The following is a 15,776-nucleotide window of genomic DNA, read 5'->3' on the forward strand; positions in this document are numbered from 1 at the left end:
TGGAAGTGCTCAATTGAGTCGGTCCATTCAAATACGTTCCATTTTGGGCAGCCACACGCGAATCAGGGAAAACAGGCGATCCAGGTCGATGGGCTTGGCCAGGTAATCATTGGAACCGGCCTGCAGGCAGCGGTCCTGATCGTCCTTCATGGCCTTGGCGGTCACGGCGATGATCGGCAGCTTGCGCCAGCGCGGGTCCTTGCGAATCTCGGCGGTGGCTTCGTAGCCGTCCATCTCCGGCATCATCACGTCCATCAGCACCAGATCGATGTCATCGACTTCGTTGAGTTTGGCGATGGCTTCAAGGCCGTTGCGCCCCACTTCGACGATGGCGCCCTTGTGTTCCAGGGCGCTGGTCAGGGCGAAGATGTTGCGCACGTCATCGTCCACCACCAGGATCTTGCGCCCTTCGAACACTCGGTCACGGCTGCGCGCGGTCTTGAGCATGGTCTGGCGTTCGGTGGACAGCTGCGACTCGACCTTGTGCAGGAACAGCGTGACTTCATCCAGCAGCCGCTCCGGGGAACGGGCGCCTTTGATGATGATGGTGCGCGAATACTTGAGCAGTTCGGTTTCTTCGTCGCGGGTCAGGTTGCGTCCGGTGTAGACGATGACGGGCGGGAAAGCGGCGATCTCGTCGGTGGTCATGCGCTTGAGCAAATCGTTGCCCAGCATGTCCGGCAACTTGAGGTCAATGATCATGCAGTCGTAGGCGTTGTCGCGCAGCAGCTCGAGGGCGTCCTGGGCGAACCCCACCGCAGTGATTTCCACGTCGTCATCGCCGATCAGGCGCGAGATGCTGTCGCGTTGCAACGCGTCGTCTTCCACCAGCAGGATGCGTTTGACCTTCTGCGTCAGCTTGGCTTCCAGGCGCGCGAACACGTCCTTGAGCTCTTCGCGGGTGGTGGGCTTGACCGCGTAGCCGACCGCGCCCATTTGCATGGCGGCTTCCTGGCGATCTTCGACGGAAATCACGTGCACCGGGATGTGCCGGGTCGAGGCCTTTTCTTTCAGCCTTTGCAGGACAGTCAGCCCGGAATGATCGGGCAGGCGCATGTCCAGCAGAATGGCATCGGGGATGAACTGCTCGGCCAGCTCGAAACCGTCGTCGGCGGCGTGGGCCACCAGGCAGTGGTAACCCAGCTCATGGGCCAGGTCATAAAGGATCTGCGCAAACCGCACTTCGTCCTCGATCACCAGAATGCAGCGCTTGGTGAACGGGGCTTTTTCGCGGTCATCGGCAAAACGCGGCACGGGGGCGGACACTACCGGGACCGGCCTGGCCACCGGCATCACCACGGGCGCCGGTGCGGGCATGGCCACCGGCGCAGGCACGTGGTACATGTTGCCCTGGGGTTGTTCTTCGTATTGTTCCGGGAGCACCAGCGTAAAAATGCTGCCCTGGCCGGGCGCGCTGGTGACGGCAATCGAACCGCCCAGCAAACGCGCCAGGTCCCGGGAAATCGACAGCCCCAGCCCGGTGCCGCCATAGCGCCGGTTGGTGGTGCCGTCAGCCTGACGGAACGCTTCGAAAATGCTTTCCTGCTGGTCTTCGGCGATGCCGATCCCGGAGTCGCGCACGGTGAACACAATGCCGGCCCCCGGCTGCCGCGAGACGGTCAGACTGACCGCACCGGCCTCGGTGAACTTGACCGCGTTGGACAGCAGGTTCTTGAGAATCTGTTCCAGCCGCTGGCGGTCGGTGTACAGCATGGTCGGCGCGCCAGTCTGCAGCTCGACGGTGAACTGCAGCTTTTTCTCGGCAGCGAGCGGCTCGAACAGGCTGCGCAAGCCGTCGACCAGGCGCGGCACACTGCTGTTTTCCGGACGCATGTCCAGCTTGCCGGCTTCGACCTTGGAGATGTCCAGAATATCGTTGATCAGGTTCAGCAGGTCGTTGCCCGCCGAGTAGATCGACTCGGCAAACTTGACCTGTTCGGCGGTGAGGTTGTCCTGCGGGTTTTCGGCCAGCAGCTTGGCCAGGATCAGCGAACTGTTGAGCGGCGTGCGCAGCTCGTGGGACATGTTGGCCAGGAACTCGGATTTGTATTTGCTGGAGCGCTGCAACTCTTCGGCGCGGGCCTCCAGCTCAACCTGAGCGATGTTCAGCTGTTCGTTGTTGCGGTCAAGCGCGTCTCGTTGTCCGGCCAGGGCCTGGCTTTGCTCGGCCAACTGTTCGTTGGTCTGCTCAAGCTCCGCTTGCTGGGTTTCCAGATGAACCTGGGATTCCTTGAGGATCCGCGATTGCTCTTCGAGCTCTTCATTGGCGGTGCGCAGTTCTTCCTGCTGCACTTGCAGTTCTTCGTTGAGCTGCTGGGTTTCGGCCAGCACTTCCTGCAGGCGCTGACGGTAACGCGCCGCTTCGATGGACGTGCCGACGTTATCGGCGATCAGCTCCAGAAACTCGATATCGCGCGGGGTGAGCGCGCGCAGGAAACCCAGCTCAATCACGCCGTTGACGTTTTCATCATTGCTGGTCGGCACCACCAGCACACTGCGCGCTGCGCCCTCCCCCAGCCCGGAGCTCACCTTGAAGTAGTCCTGAGGCACGTCTTCCAGGGTGATGACGCGACCTTGTTCAGCCGCCTTGCCCACCACGCCTTCGCCGCTGTAGAGCGACTGCTCCTGCAGTTCCTGCTGGCGAGAGAAGCCATAGGACGCCACACGCAGCAGGCCACCGTGTTCCTGCCGCACATAAACGGCGGCCACGGCCGCGCCGAGGTACTGCGCGAAAAATTGCAGCACATTGCGTCCGAGCATGTTCAGTGTCAGTTGACCCAGTACCTGCTCGGCCAGCTCACTCTGGCCATTACGCAGCCAGGCCACATGCTCCAGACGCTCTGCGTTTTCGCTTTGCGCTTTGAGGTTTTCGGCATATTTGGTCGACAGTGCAACCATGTCCCGGCGGCCAACCCACGCAAGGATTCCGCTGACCAGGACCACGAACACCAGATAGAACGACACCGACACGATGGTTGTGCGAGTCACGTCCGCATTTCGCGACTGCCGCAACTGGTGTTCGACGTTGGTGGCCTGATCGTATTCCTCGCGAATGGAATCGGTGAGCCGCTTGCCGCGGCGCGCCATCACTGCGGCCTGAACGTCGCCGCCCTGACGGCGCAGGGTGATCATCTCCAGGGCAAACTTGTTCCACTCGTCCTGCATCGCCGCGATGCGCCGGAAGCGATCGACCTGAGGCGGATTGTCAGCGACCAGCTCTTCGAGATTCTTGAGCTCGGCGGTGATGCCGGGCTTGGCCACTTCGTAGGGGTCCAGGAAGCGCTCATCACCGGTCAGCAGAAAACCGCGCATCCCGGTTTCCATGTCGACCGACAGCTTGAGCGCACGGTTAGCGTTATTGATCACGCGGTCGGTGTGCTCGACCCATTGAATGACTGACAGTAAATACGTAATCAAAAGAACGAAAAATGCGGCGCTCAACACCCCGACCCCCAAGGGCAAGGCGACGTTGCGGCCTAACAGTTTGCGGAAACGTTGCTCATCGACGGCAGATGGATGGATCATCTATAAGGGTCCGGGCCAATTGGTCTAAACGTCCGAGTTTGCCGTAAACTCTCCAAAAAGACTCTGACTTCCGACATAAAAAACGGAATTTTCAGACAATAACCGTAAAACCCCGGCTTTTTTTATGGTCATTTGGATGGTCTTCATTAATAAGATCACTCAAATGGAGTTTTAGCGGTCGATGTAGCGAATTGTTCCGCCAGTGGATCGACTCATAAGCAGCCCGCACAGGGCATTGAATTTGTCATTTTTAAGGAAACACCATGTCCCATCCAGCCAACACTATTCTTGTGGTGGAAGACGACAGCATCGTGCGCATGCTGATCGTCGATGTGCTTGAGGAACTCGGATACCAGGTGCTGGAGGCTGCTGATGGCGCCCAGGCGCTTTCGTCTCTGGAGAACAGCGATACGACGATAGACCTGATGATGACCGATAAAGGGTTGCCCGACATGGACGGCATCAAGCTGGCTCACAAGGCGCGAGGGCTTCGTCCGACGCTGCCTATTCTGTTCGCCAGCGGCTACGCCGAGAACATCGACGCGCCGCCCGGCATGCATGTCATCGGCAAACCGTTTTCCATCGATCAACTGCGCGACAAGGTAAAAAGCATTCTTGGCCACTGACATTGTGCGGCGCTTGGAGACCGACACCCGGGTTCTGATCATTGGCTACGTGTGGCCGGAGCCGCGCTCGTCGGCGGCCAGCGGTCATGTGATGCAGCTGATCGAGTGCTTTCTGGCGCAAGGCTGGCACATCACGTTCGCCAGTGCCGCCACCGAGGGTGAAACCCGGGCCGACCTGACGGCATTGGGTATCACTGAAGCCCGCATCGAGCTGAACAACAGCAGCTTTGATGAGTTCGTCAGCACCCTGCAGCCGGACATCGTGCTGTTCGACCAATTCCTGATGGAAGAGCAGTTCGGCTGGCGCGTTGAAAAGCATTGCCCCACTGCCCTTCGCGTTTTGGAAACCTGTGACCTGCAGAGCCTGCGTCACAGCCGCCATCAGCTGGTCAAAACTCAACTCAATGAGCAGCAGGGCGACGACGCCACATTGGATGTCTTCAACATCGCCGATGACGTCTTGTACGCGCACATGGCCCACTCGGATGTCGCCCAGCGGGAGATCGCAGCGTTTTATCGATGCGACCTGAGCCTGGTGGTGTCCGACGTCGAAATCGAACTGCTGACGCGGCTGTTCCAGGTGCCCGCCGACTTGCTGCACCTGTGTCCACTGATGCTGCGCGATATCCCGTCCTCGGGCGCGCCGTTCGACGCAAGGGCGCATTTCCTGAGCATCGGCAACTTCCGCCACGCGCCGAACTGGGATGCTGTGCTCTGGCTCAAGAGCACGATCTGGCCGCTGATCCGCCAACAACTGCCCACCGCGCAACTGCACATCTACGGCGCCTACACCCCACCCAAGGCCACGGCGCTGCACAACGCGGCGCAGGGCTTTCATGTCATGAACTGGGCCGAAGATGCCCATTCGGTCATGAGCAGTGCCCGGGTGTCGCTTGCGCCCCTGCGTTTCGGTGCGGGGATCAAAGGCAAAATCATCGACGCCATGGCCTGCGGTACCCCGACGGTCACCACCCCCGTCGGGGCCGAGGCCATGCACAGCGCTTTACCGTTTGCCGGCGCCGTCGCGAGGACCGCCGCCGAACTGGCCGCGCACGCCGTGCGTCTATATCAGGATCCCGTCGCGTGGGCCGATGCTCAGCACGCAGGCTTTGACGTGCTAAGCGCGCGGTTCAGCCACGAGCAGCATTGCGCCACGCTCATCGAACGCATCAATACGCTGCGCGAACACCTCACCGAACACCGGACCGCCAACTTCACCGGCGCGATGCTTCGGCACCATCAGCACAAGAGCACGCAATACATGGCGCAGTGGATCGAGGCGAAGAATCGGCGGGATTGAGGGGTGACTATTTGCGGAAACAGCCGGTTTCATTACCGTCGTCCCAGGCAAGGCAGCCAGGTTTGATGTCCAGGAGCATGTTGTCGAAGAGACCGCCATCCCTGAGCGATAAAAGAAACACAAAAAACGGCCAACACCATGAACAGACTCAAGGCAGCACGATAATGAATAAAGTTGTAAAGCGAAGTTATAAGCGCAAGTGCATGGGCATCAGAAAGAACGGGGCTCCGATAATGCCGTTTATTCAATCCAGCCCACGTCGCAACAGATACGTATCCATGATCCAGCCCTTACGCGCCCGTGCTGCTTCGCGGGTCTGCCTGATCTGCTCGCACACTTCGCTCAATTTCCCCGAAATCAGGATCTCGTCCGGCGTGCCCAGGTATGCACCCCAATAAATATGCAGCTCCTGATCGACAAAGCGCTCGAAGGTGCAGTGCGCATCCAGCATCACTACCACGTTGTCGACAGCGGCCACGGCCTGCGTAGCCAGTTGCCGGCCGGTGGTGATGTGGATCGGTTCGCCGATGCGATTGAGCGGGATGCGATGCTGCGCCACCAGCGCTTGCACGCTGGTGATCCCGGGAATGACCTCGTACGCGAACACCTGCACGCCGCGCTCAAGGACACGGTCGAGAATGCGCAGGGTGCTGTCGTACAACGCAGGGTCGCCCCATACCAGAAACGCCCCGTGTTCACCCTCCCCGACCTCGTCGGCGATCAGTCGCTCGAACAACACCGCGCGCTGCTCATGCCAGGTTTCAATCCCTGCCCGGTAGGAGTCTGGATCATCCTGGCGCTGGGGGTCCTGCACCTGGACCACACGGTAGTCATCGCCCTCGATGTAACGCGCGCAGATGTCCTTTCTCAGGCGCAGTAACTCATCGTCGGCGTAGCCCTTGTCGAGGATGAAAAACACCTGAGTGCGGTTCAGCGCCTTGATTGCCTGCACCGTGATGTGCTCGGGATGACCGGCACCGATGCCGATGAGGAGGATGTTTTTATTCATGCAGTTCTCTGAGCGCGGCAGTCGCCAGGAAACCGGAGCGGGAACTGTAGCGCTGATCGGATTTGACCTTTGCGTCGATACGTTCCAGCAAGCGCTCCGGCAGCGTTGCATTGAACCGGACTGCTTTTCCGAAGTACGGCGTTACGTCGAATTCAACCACCGCCCAGACGCCGCCCTCAAAGTCAGGATTTTGAATATGCGCATCGATGGACTGCACCGTCGGGAGAGGGTCTCCATCGGCCACCAGCCCTTCAAAATGCAACGCCAGGGCTTGTCGGACGTTGTCGAGCGCCTGGGCGACGGAGGCACCCGCCGAGAAACAACCGGGGATGTCGGGAACCGTCACGCCGTATACCGAATCAGGATCCTTGTGCAGAACGACAGGTAGTTTCATGTTTGTCCTTTTCAATCCGCTTGATCATCTCCCTGCTTCGCATCAGCCTATTCCCTTCGTGACCGATGTGTACAGTACACACCTACGCAGTGTTCAAAGAGGCAGCCTGCGGGGTGTAATCAAACCAGATGTAACAACCCCCACAAATAGTGCACATTACCCCCATCGCTACCCTCAGACGGCACGCGCATGTCCAGAACAACAAGAGTCACCGACCCTTCCTACGAGCTGATGGACGACCACAACGGCCTGTCGATCATCTACCGCGAACACGGCTTTCCGTGCCCGCTGGTGCGCTGGCATTTCCACAAGGAATACGAGCTGCACCTGATCACGGCCAGTTCCGGCAAGGTGTTCGTCGGCGATTACATCGGCAATTTCTACCCCGACACGTTGTTTCTCACCGGCCCCAACCTGCCGCACAACTGGATCAGCCAGATCGGGGAAGACGAGGTGGTGCCCAAGCGCGACATGCTGGTGAATTTCACTGATGACCTGCTGGAAAGCGGCAATCAGGTGTTCGCCGAGTTGCGCACCCTGACCCCGCTGCTGGAGCGGGCGCAGTACGGCATCGAGTTTCGCTGCAAGCGCACCATCCGCCAGGCCAGCAAGCTGATGCAGAAGATCGCCGGCTCCACCGGCATGACCCGGCTGGGGCACTTTTTCATTCTTCTGGAGCTGCTGGCCGCCAGCGATGATTTCCAGTTGCTGTCAGGCACCACCGCGCCGCAAACGGCCGACGAGCACAGCGTCGACCGCACCAACAAGGCCGTGGACTACATCTTTGCCCACTACGCCCGGGAGCTGCCGCTGGAAGAAGTGGCCGAGTACCTGGGCATGAAACCCACCTATTTCTCCCGCGTCTTCAAACAAGCTACCGGGCGTTGCTTCGTCGAGTTCGTCAACCGGCTGCGCATCAGCAAGTCCTGCGAGCTGCTGGCCGATGGCGACAAACCGGTCACGGACGTGTGCTTTGAGTCCGGTTTCAACAACATTTCCAACTTCAACCGGCGCTTCCAGCAGCTCAAGGGCATGACCCCGTCGCACTACCGGCGCCTTGCCGTTCAGCGAATGACCGAGCAAAACCTGTACTGATCTACCCCGTTTTCGTCGCCCTCTACTACGCTGCAACTGCGCCACACCCTGCCGGGTCGTAGTTTGGGTGCGTAATGCGGGGAACCGGCAGTGCAAAAAAGTATCAGTTCAAGTGCGTCGCAGGATTTGTCATCGTCCGTGCAGACCGTTGTAATCAGCTGACATTCTTTCGGGCCTCACGGAAGAACAAAAAAAACAATAACCGAGCTTCTGCCGTTCAACGAACGCAGAAGAGGAGTGATAAATGAAGACCTCTGCAAAAGTGTTGCTTGCCGGCACCTCTCTGACGCTCTCCCTGACTCTCTGCAACGTGGCCTACGCCGGCGACGTCACCATCGCCACGGTCAACAACAGCGACATGATCCGCATGCAGCGGCTGTCCAAGACCTTCGAAGAACAGCATCCCGATATCAAGCTCAAGTGGGTCGTCCTGGAAGAGAACGTCCTGCGTCAGCGCCTGACCACCGACATCGCCACCAAGGGCGGGCAATTCGACGTGCTGACCATCGGCATGTATGAAGCGTCACTCTGGGGCGCCAAGGGCTGGCTGCAAGAGCAAAAGGATCTGCCGGCGTCCTACGCGCTGGATGACGTGTTTCCTTCCGTGCGCGACGGCCTGTCCGTTGACGGCAAGCTGTTTGCCCTGCCGTTCTACGCGGAAAGCTCGATCACCTATTACCGCACCGACCTGTTCAAAGCCGCTGGCCTGACCATGCCGGAGCGTCCGACCTGGACGCAGATTGCCGAATTCGCCGACAAGCTCACCGACAAGTCCAAGGAACAGTACGGGATCTGTCTGCGCGGCAAGGCCGGCTGGGGCGAGAACATGGCGCTGATCAGCACCGTGGCCAACTCCTTTGGCGCGCGCTGGTTCGACGAATCGTGGAAACCGCAGTTCGACCAGCCTGAATGGAAGAACGCGCTGAACTACTACGTCAACGTGATGAAGAAAGACGGCCCGCCCGGCGCCTCCAGCAACGGTTTCAACGAAAACCTGGCGCTGTTCAACAGCGGCAAGTGCGCCATCTGGGTCGACGCCAGCGTGGCCGGATCATTCGTGACCGACAAGACGCAATCCAAAGTGGCTGACAACGTCGGCTTCACCTACGCCCCGCACGAAGTCACCGACAAAGGTTCGGCTTGGTTGTACTCCTGGGCCCTGGCGATCCCCACCAGCGCGAAAAACCAGAAAGACGCTCAGGCGTTCACCCAATGGGCGACGTCCAAGGAATACGCCGCGCTGGTAGCCGAGAAGGATGGCGTCTCCAACGTGCCGCCTGGCACTCGCGCCTCGACCTACACCGACGCGTATAAAAAAGCTGCGCCGTTTGCCAACATCACCCTGGAATCGCTGAAATCAGTGACGCCGAAATCACCAACGCTCAAAGAGGTGCCGTACGTAGGCATCCAGCTGGTGACCATTCCTGAGTTCCAGGCCATCGGCACCTCGGTGGGTCAGCAGTTCTCCGCCGCCCTGGTGGGTACCGCTGACGTCGATACCGCGCTGAAAAATGCGCAGACCGCCACTGAACGCGACATGAAGCGAGCGGGCTACCCGAAAAAAGGCTGATACCTCCGTCAGCGCAGGTCCCGGTATCCGGGGGTGCACAGCCCCCTGATACGCCGCTCAAGCTTATGCCCGGTTCGGAGTCATCATGAATACCTCAACCCTCCCCCCTCGCGTGGAATCGTCCAGCGACAAGCCGAGCGCCAAAGGCAGCGTCACCAAACCTGGCTGGTTCCTGGTCGGGCCCTCGGTGCTGCTGTTGCTGGTGTGGATGATCGTGCCGCTGGGCATGACCATCTATTTCTCGCTGATCCGCTACAACCTGCTCAACCCCGGCGAGGAAGAATTCGTCGGGCTGGAAAACTTCCATTACTTCGTCACCGACAGCGGCTTCATTCCCGGTGCAACCAATACGTTGCTGCTGGTGGGCAGTGTGTTGCTGATCAGTGTGGTGCTGGGTGTGCTGATTTCCGCGCTGCTGGAGGCCAGTGAGTTCTTCGGTCGTGGCATCGTGCGCGTGCTGTTGATCTCGCCGTTTTTCATCATGCCCACGGTCAGCGCGCTGATCTGGAAGAACCTGATTTTCCATCCGGTGTCGGGGATTCTCGCTGCCGTGTGGAAGCTGTTTGGCGCCCAGCCCATCGACTGGCTGGCCAATTACCCGCTGCTGTCGATCATCATCATCGTGTCCTGGCAATGGCTGCCGTTCGCGATCCTGATTCTGATGACGGCCATGCAGTCCCTCGATCAGGAACAAAAGGAAGCGGCCCGCCTCGACGGCGCCGGCCCCATCGCGATTTTCTGGCACCTGACCCTGCCGCACCTGGCGCGTCCGATTGCCGTGGTGGTGATGATCGAAACCATCTTCCTGCTCTCGGTGTTCGCTGAAATCTTCACCACCACCAACGGCGGTCCGGGCTTTGCGTCGACCAACCTGGCGTACCTGATCTACAACCAGGCGCTGCTGCAATTCGACGTGGGCATGGCGTCCGCCGGCGGTCTGATCGCCGTGGTCATCGCCAACATTGCCGCCATCATCCTGATTCGGATGATCGGCAAAAACCTCACCGACAAGTCTTGAGGGCCTGGTCATGATGACGCTCAAACAATCCCGCCGCCTGCAAAGCCTGATGCTCGGCACCCTGTCCTGGCTGATCGCGGCGCTGATCTTCTTCCCCATCTTCTGGATGGTCCTGACCAGCTTCAAGACCGAGATCGACGCCTTCGCCACGCCGCCGCAATTCATCTTCACGCCCACCCTGGAAAACTACCTGCACATTCAGGAGCGCAGCGACTACTTCCACTTCGCCTGGAACTCGATCCTGATTTCCTTCAGCGCGACCATCCTGTGCCTGTTGATCGCGGTCCCGGCTGCGTATTCGATGGCGTTCTTCGAAACCAAGCGCACCAAAAGCACGCTGCTGTGGATGCTCTCGACCAAGATGCTGCCGCCGGTGGGCGTGCTGATGCCGATCTACCTGCTGGCCAAGACCTTCGGCCTGCTGGATTCGCGCATTGCGCTAATCGCGATCTACACGCTGATCAACCTGCCGATTGTGGTCTGGATGATTTACACCTACTTCAAGGACATCCCCGGCGAAATCCTCGAGGCCTCACGCCTGGACGGTGCCAGCACCCGGCAGGAGATCTTCAAGGTGCTGATCCCGATCTGCAAAGGCGGCCTGGCGTCCACCGCCCTGCTGTCGCTGATCCTGTGCTGGAACGAGGCGTTCTGGTCGCTGAACCTGACCTCCTCGAATGCCGCGCCACTGACCGCGCTGATCGCCTCGTATTCAAGCCCGGAAGGGTTGTTCTGGGCCAAGCTGTCCGCCGTCTCGACCCTGGCCTGCGCGCCCATCCTGATCTTCGGCTGGATCAGCCAGAAGCAGCTGGTGCGCGGGCTGTCGTTTGGTGCGGTGAAATGAGAATGCGGCCATCCGCCTCTGATTCTGGCCGGAGGCCGTGGGAGCTTGGCTTGCCAGCGATCTGCCGGGAACCGGCAGCAGGACCAGAGAATGCGCTCTTACTGCCCTGCATGAGTCGGCCGGTTTTGCTGCTGGTTCCCAGCAGATCGTCGGCAAGCCGGACTCCCACGCCCTCCGGGCAGAAACACAATTGCGCCTCTGTACATAATTGAAGAATAAAACCGGAGCCCCACATGGCTAACCTGACAATCAGAAATCTGCAAAAAGGCTTCGACGGCCACCAGATCATCAAAGGCATCGACCTGGACGTGAAGGATCGCGAATTCGTGGTCTTCGTCGGCCCGTCGGGCTGCGGCAAGTCCACCCTGCTGCGCTTGATCGCGGGGCTGGAAGACGTCACCTCCGGCACCATCGAACTCGATGGCCGCGACATCACCCAGGTGACCCCGGCCAAGCGCGACCTGGCCATGGTGTTCCAGACCTACGCCCTGTACCCGCACATGACCGTCGGCAAAAACCTGTCGTTCGCCCTGGACCTGGCGGGCGGCGACAAAGCCGAAATCAAGCGCAAGGTCGACGAAGCCGCGCGCATCCTCGAGCTCGGCCCGCTGCTGGAACGCAAACCCAAGCAACTGTCCGGCGGTCAGCGCCAGCGGGTCGCCATCGGCCGCGCCATCGTGCGCAATCCGAAAATCTTCTTGTTCGACGAACCCTTGTCCAACCTCGACGCCGCGCTGCGGGTGCAGACCCGCCTTGAGCTGTCGCGCCTGCACAAAGAGCTGCAAGCGACGATGATCTACGTGACCCACGATCAGGTCGAAGCCATGACCCTGGCCGACAAAGTGGTGGTGCTCAATGGCGGTCGGGTCGAGCAGGTCGGATCACCGCTCGAGCTGTATCACCATCCCGCCAACCTGTTCGTCGCGGGCTTTCTCGGCACGCCGAAAATGGGCTTCCTCAAAGGCAGCGTCAGCGCCGTACACGCGGGCGGTTGTGAGGTGACGCTGGACGCCGGCACCACCATCAGCCTGCCCTTTACCAACGCGCAACAGCGGGTCGGCGATGCGGTGACGCTGGGCATTCGGCCTGAGCATCTGAACCTGGCTCAGGACGGCGACTGCCTGCTGACGGTGATTGCCGACGTCAGCGAACGCCTGGGCAGCGACACCTACTGCCACGTCCGCACCCAGGCCGGGGAATCCCTGACCATGCGGATTCGCGGGGACCTGGCCAGCCAGTACGGCGAGACCCTGAAGCTGCACCTGGACAGCGCGCACTGCCACCTGTTCGACGTTCAGGGCCAGGTCATCAACAAGGCCCTGCAGGTTGCCGCCTGACTGATAGCGCCCAAGCGTTCGCGCTGTAACCTTTCGAGAGTGAAGTCATGAAACTGAATAAGCAGAACCTGTCCCGGCTCGACCCCAGCGTCGCACTGCCGTCCTACACATTGGATCAGCGCCGCCAGGGCATTGCCCACATCGGCGTCGGTGGTTTCCATCGCGCGCATCAGGCGTTTTACACCGACGCCCTGATGAATCTCGGCGCCAAAGACAACACCGGTGAAGGCCTGGACTGGGCCATTTGCGGCGTGAGCCTGCGCGAAGAAGACCGGGCCAATTTTGAAGCGCTCAAGGGCCAGGATTTCCTGTTCACCCTGTTTGAGCTGGGGGACACCCCGGACACCGAAACCCGCATCATCGGCGCTATGGATCAAATGCTGATGTCCACCGACAGCGACCTGGCGCTGATCGACAAGCTGGCAAGCCCGGACATCCGCATCGTCTCCCTGACCATCACCGAGGGCGGTTACTGCATCGACGACAGCACCGGCGAATTCATGAGCCAGCTGCCGCAGATCCAGCACGACCTGGCCCACCCCGCCACGCCGAAAACCGTGTTCGGTTACCTGTGCGCCGCCCTGAGCCGACGCCGGGCGGAAGGCACGCCGGCGTTCACGTTGATGTCCTGCGATAACCTGCCGCACAACGGTGGCGTGACCCGCAAGGCACTGCTGGCCTTTGCCAGACTGCGTGACGTCGAGCTGCATGACTGGATCGCCGAACACGTCAGTTTCCCCAACGCCATGGTCGACCGCATCACGCCGATGACCAGCACTGCGCACCGCCTGCAATTGCATGACGAAAAAGGCATCGACGACGCCTGGCCCGTGGTCTGCGAACCATTCGTGCAGTGGGTGCTGGAAGACAAGTTCGTCAACGGCCGCCCGGCCTGGGAAAAGGTCGGCGTGCAGTTCACCGACGACGTCACGCCGTATGAAGAAATGAAGATCAAGCTGCTCAACGGCAGCCACCTGGCGCTGACCTATCTGGGTGCGCTCAAGGGCTATAGCTTCGTCCACGAAACCATGAACGACCCGCTGTTCGTCGAGTACATCCGCACCTACATGGACCGCGACGTCACCCCGCAATTGCCGTCGGTGCCGGGCATCGACCTGGAAAGCTACAAGGACACGCTGATCGAGCGCTTCTCCAACCAGTCCATCGCCGACCAACTGGAGCGCGTGTGCTCGGACGGTTCGTCGAAATTCCCGAAATTCACCGTGCCTACCATCAACCGCTTGATCCTGGACAAAGGCAATCTGGACCGCGCGTCGCTGGTGGTTGCCGCCTGGGCGTTGTACCTGCAGGGCACTGAAGGCGAGAACGGCGTGGCGTACAACATCGTCGACCCCCGCGCCGAGTTCTGCAAAGCCCTGGTTGCTGATGATGTGCTGATCACTCAGCGCTTGCTGGAAGTGGAAGAAATCTTCGGCACGGCGATTCCGCAATCGCCTGAATTCGTGGCCTCGTTTGAAAAGAACCTGAACAGCCTCAAGCAGTTGGGCGTCAGCAAAACCCTGGAAAAACTGTTGGGCAAACACGCCTGAGGTGAGCATGTTTCTCGGAATCGATTGCGGTACACAAGGCACGAAAGCCATCGTCCTCGATGCCGTCAACGGCAAGGTGCTCGGTGAAGGATCAGGGGCGCACCACATGATCAGCGGCGCCCATGGGCGTCGTGAACAAGATGTTCAGGAATGGCTGAACGCGTTTGAGTCAGCCACCGCTGCGGCCTTGAAGGCGGCCGGTGTGTCCGGCGAGCAGATCCTGGGCATCGGCGTATCCGGCCAGCAGCACGGGCTGGTGATGATCGACGACCTGGGCCACGTGCTGCGCCCGGCCAAGTTGTGGTGCGACACCGAATCGGCGCCGGAGAACGAGCGCTTGCTGGCGTATCTGGGCGGCGAAGCGGGTTCGCTGGAACGTTTGGGCATCGCCATCGCGCCGGGTTACACCGTGTCGAAACTGCTGTGGACCAAAGAGCAGTTCCCTGAGCTGTTCGCGCGCATCGACAAGATCCTGTTGCCCCACGACTTCCTCAATTACTGGCTCACCGGCCGCTGCTGCAGTGAATACGGTGACGCCTCGGGCACCGGTTACTTCAACGTGCGCAGCCGGGAATGGGACCTGGACATCCTCAACCACATCGACCCGACGGGTCGCCTGGTCAACGCGCTGCCGACACTGCTGGAAGCCGATCAACCGGTGGGCACGATCCTGCCGGCGATTGCCGAGCGCCTGGGGCTCAACCCCGCCGCGATTGTCTCCAGTGGCGGCGGCGACAACATGATGGGCGCGCTGGGCACCGGCAACATCGCGCCCGGGCTGATCACCATGAGCCTGGGCTCTTCGGGGACGGTGTATGCGTATGCCGATGAAGCCAGCGTCAGTGATCAACCGTCGGTGGCGGCCTTCTGTTCGTCATCGGGTGGCTGGTTGCCGCTGATCTGCACCATGAACCTGACCAACGCCACCGGCGCAATCCGCGAGCTGTTGGCGCTGGACATTGGCGCATTCAATCAGGCTGTTTCCGCTGCGCCCATTGGTGCGCAAGGGGTGCTCATGCTGCCGTTCCTCAATGGGGAACGCGTGCCCGCCCTGCCCCACGCCACCGGCAGCATCCTCGGGCTGGACAGCACCAACCTGAGCCAGGCCAACCTGTGCCGCGCGGTGGTGGAAGGCACTACCTTCGGCTTGCGTTACGGGCTTGACCTGCTGCGGGACAGCGGGATCAAGAGCGCGAACATCCGCCTGATCGGCGGCGGTGCCAAGAGCGCGGTGTGGCGGCAGATCGTCGCCGACATCATGGACACCCCGGTGATCTGCACCACCGGCAGCGAAGCAGCAGCCCTCGGCGCGGCGATCCAGGCGGCGTGGTGCCAGTCGCAGGCGAGCGGCGAAGGTCAATCGTTGCAGGCCTTGTGCGAACGCTGCGTGAGCCTTGAGCCGAGCAGCGAAACCCGGCCCATCGCCGAAAACGTCGCGGCCTATCACACCGTTTATCAGCAGTACCGCAATCAATTGCAGGGCGTCTGACCGCCCTTTTGGAGCACCT

At 60.6% G+C, this 15,776-nt stretch carries 12 protein-coding genes; 9 read left to right on the plus strand and 3 right to left on the minus strand.

Annotated features, from left to right (window positions below; translation table 11 throughout):
- Positions 1 to 27 precede the first annotated feature (27 nt).
- Positions 28 to 3,525 carry a response regulator gene (locus ABQX22_RS22405; protein WP_349802059.1) on the minus strand — a complete coding sequence of 1,166 codons (3,498 nt, stop codon included), beginning with the start codon at positions 3,523 to 3,525 and terminating at the stop codon, positions 28 to 30.
- A 263-nt stretch (positions 3,526 to 3,788) separates the two neighbouring features.
- Here ABQX22_RS22405 and ABQX22_RS22410 point away from each other — a divergent pair, with 263 nt between their 5' ends.
- Positions 3,789 to 4,151 (plus strand): response regulator, encoded by a 363-nt coding sequence (locus ABQX22_RS22410; RefSeq protein ID WP_349802060.1) that lies wholly within the window; start codon positions 3,789 to 3,791, stop codon positions 4,149 to 4,151.
- On the plus strand, positions 4,141 to 5,451 hold the full coding sequence (locus tag ABQX22_RS22415) for a glycosyltransferase (RefSeq protein ID WP_349802061.1): 1,311 nt from the start codon (positions 4,141 to 4,143) through the stop codon (positions 5,449 to 5,451). The genes ABQX22_RS22410 and ABQX22_RS22415 overlap by 11 nt, the downstream gene beginning before the upstream one ends.
- A 244-nt stretch (positions 5,452 to 5,695) precedes the next feature.
- Here the strand turns inward: ABQX22_RS22415 and cobF are convergent, their stop codons facing one another.
- Positions 5,696 to 6,460: a precorrin-6A synthase (deacetylating) gene (gene cobF / locus ABQX22_RS22420; RefSeq protein WP_349802062.1), complete on the minus strand. Its 765-nt coding sequence runs from the start codon at positions 6,458 to 6,460 to the stop codon at positions 5,696 to 5,698.
- On the minus strand, positions 6,453 to 6,854 hold the full coding sequence (locus ABQX22_RS22425) for a type II toxin-antitoxin system HicB family antitoxin (protein WP_349802063.1): 402 nt from the start codon (positions 6,852 to 6,854) through the stop codon (positions 6,453 to 6,455). Before ABQX22_RS22425 ends, cobF begins: the two co-directional genes overlap by 8 nt.
- 189 nt (positions 6,855 to 7,043) lie before the next feature.
- Between ABQX22_RS22425 and ABQX22_RS22430 the strand changes: the two genes are divergently transcribed.
- From ABQX22_RS22430 to xylB, 7 genes are all read left to right on the plus strand, one after another.
- Positions 7,044 to 7,949 (plus strand): AraC family transcriptional regulator, encoded by a 906-nt coding sequence (locus ABQX22_RS22430; RefSeq protein ID WP_349802064.1) that lies wholly within the window; start codon positions 7,044 to 7,046, stop codon positions 7,947 to 7,949.
- 244 nt (positions 7,950 to 8,193) lie between these two features.
- Positions 8,194 to 9,519: an ABC transporter substrate-binding protein gene (locus tag ABQX22_RS22435; protein WP_349802065.1), complete on the plus strand. Its 1,326-nt coding sequence runs from the start codon at positions 8,194 to 8,196 to the stop codon at positions 9,517 to 9,519.
- A gap of 85 nt (positions 9,520 to 9,604) precedes the next feature.
- Positions 9,605 to 10,537, plus strand: a complete 933-nt coding sequence (locus ABQX22_RS22440; protein ID WP_349802066.1) for a carbohydrate ABC transporter permease — start codon at positions 9,605 to 9,607, stop codon at positions 10,535 to 10,537.
- Between the two features lie 10 nt (positions 10,538 to 10,547).
- The gene (locus ABQX22_RS22445; RefSeq protein WP_441005318.1) at positions 10,548 to 11,381 is read left to right on the plus strand and encodes a carbohydrate ABC transporter permease; all 834 of its coding nucleotides are present in this window, start codon (positions 10,548 to 10,550) and stop codon (positions 11,379 to 11,381) included.
- A 233-nt stretch (positions 11,382 to 11,614) separates the two neighbouring features.
- Positions 11,615 to 12,718, plus strand: a complete 1,104-nt coding sequence (locus ABQX22_RS22450; RefSeq protein ID WP_349802067.1) for an ABC transporter ATP-binding protein — start codon at positions 11,615 to 11,617, stop codon at positions 12,716 to 12,718.
- 47 nt (positions 12,719 to 12,765) lie between these two features.
- Positions 12,766 to 14,268: a mannitol dehydrogenase family protein gene (locus tag ABQX22_RS22455; protein ID WP_349802068.1), complete on the plus strand. Its 1,503-nt coding sequence runs from the start codon at positions 12,766 to 12,768 to the stop codon at positions 14,266 to 14,268.
- A gap of 7 nt (positions 14,269 to 14,275) precedes the next feature.
- Positions 14,276 to 15,757, plus strand: coding sequence for a xylulokinase (gene xylB, locus ABQX22_RS22460; protein ID WP_349802069.1), 1,482 nt, complete (start codon positions 14,276 to 14,278; stop codon positions 15,755 to 15,757).
- Positions 15,758 to 15,776: the final 19 nt, after the last annotated feature.

The sequence above is a fragment of the Xanthomonas sp. WHRI 1810A genome, from assembly GCF_040202885.1.
Lineage (GTDB): Bacteria > Pseudomonadota > Gammaproteobacteria > Pseudomonadales > Pseudomonadaceae > Aquipseudomonas.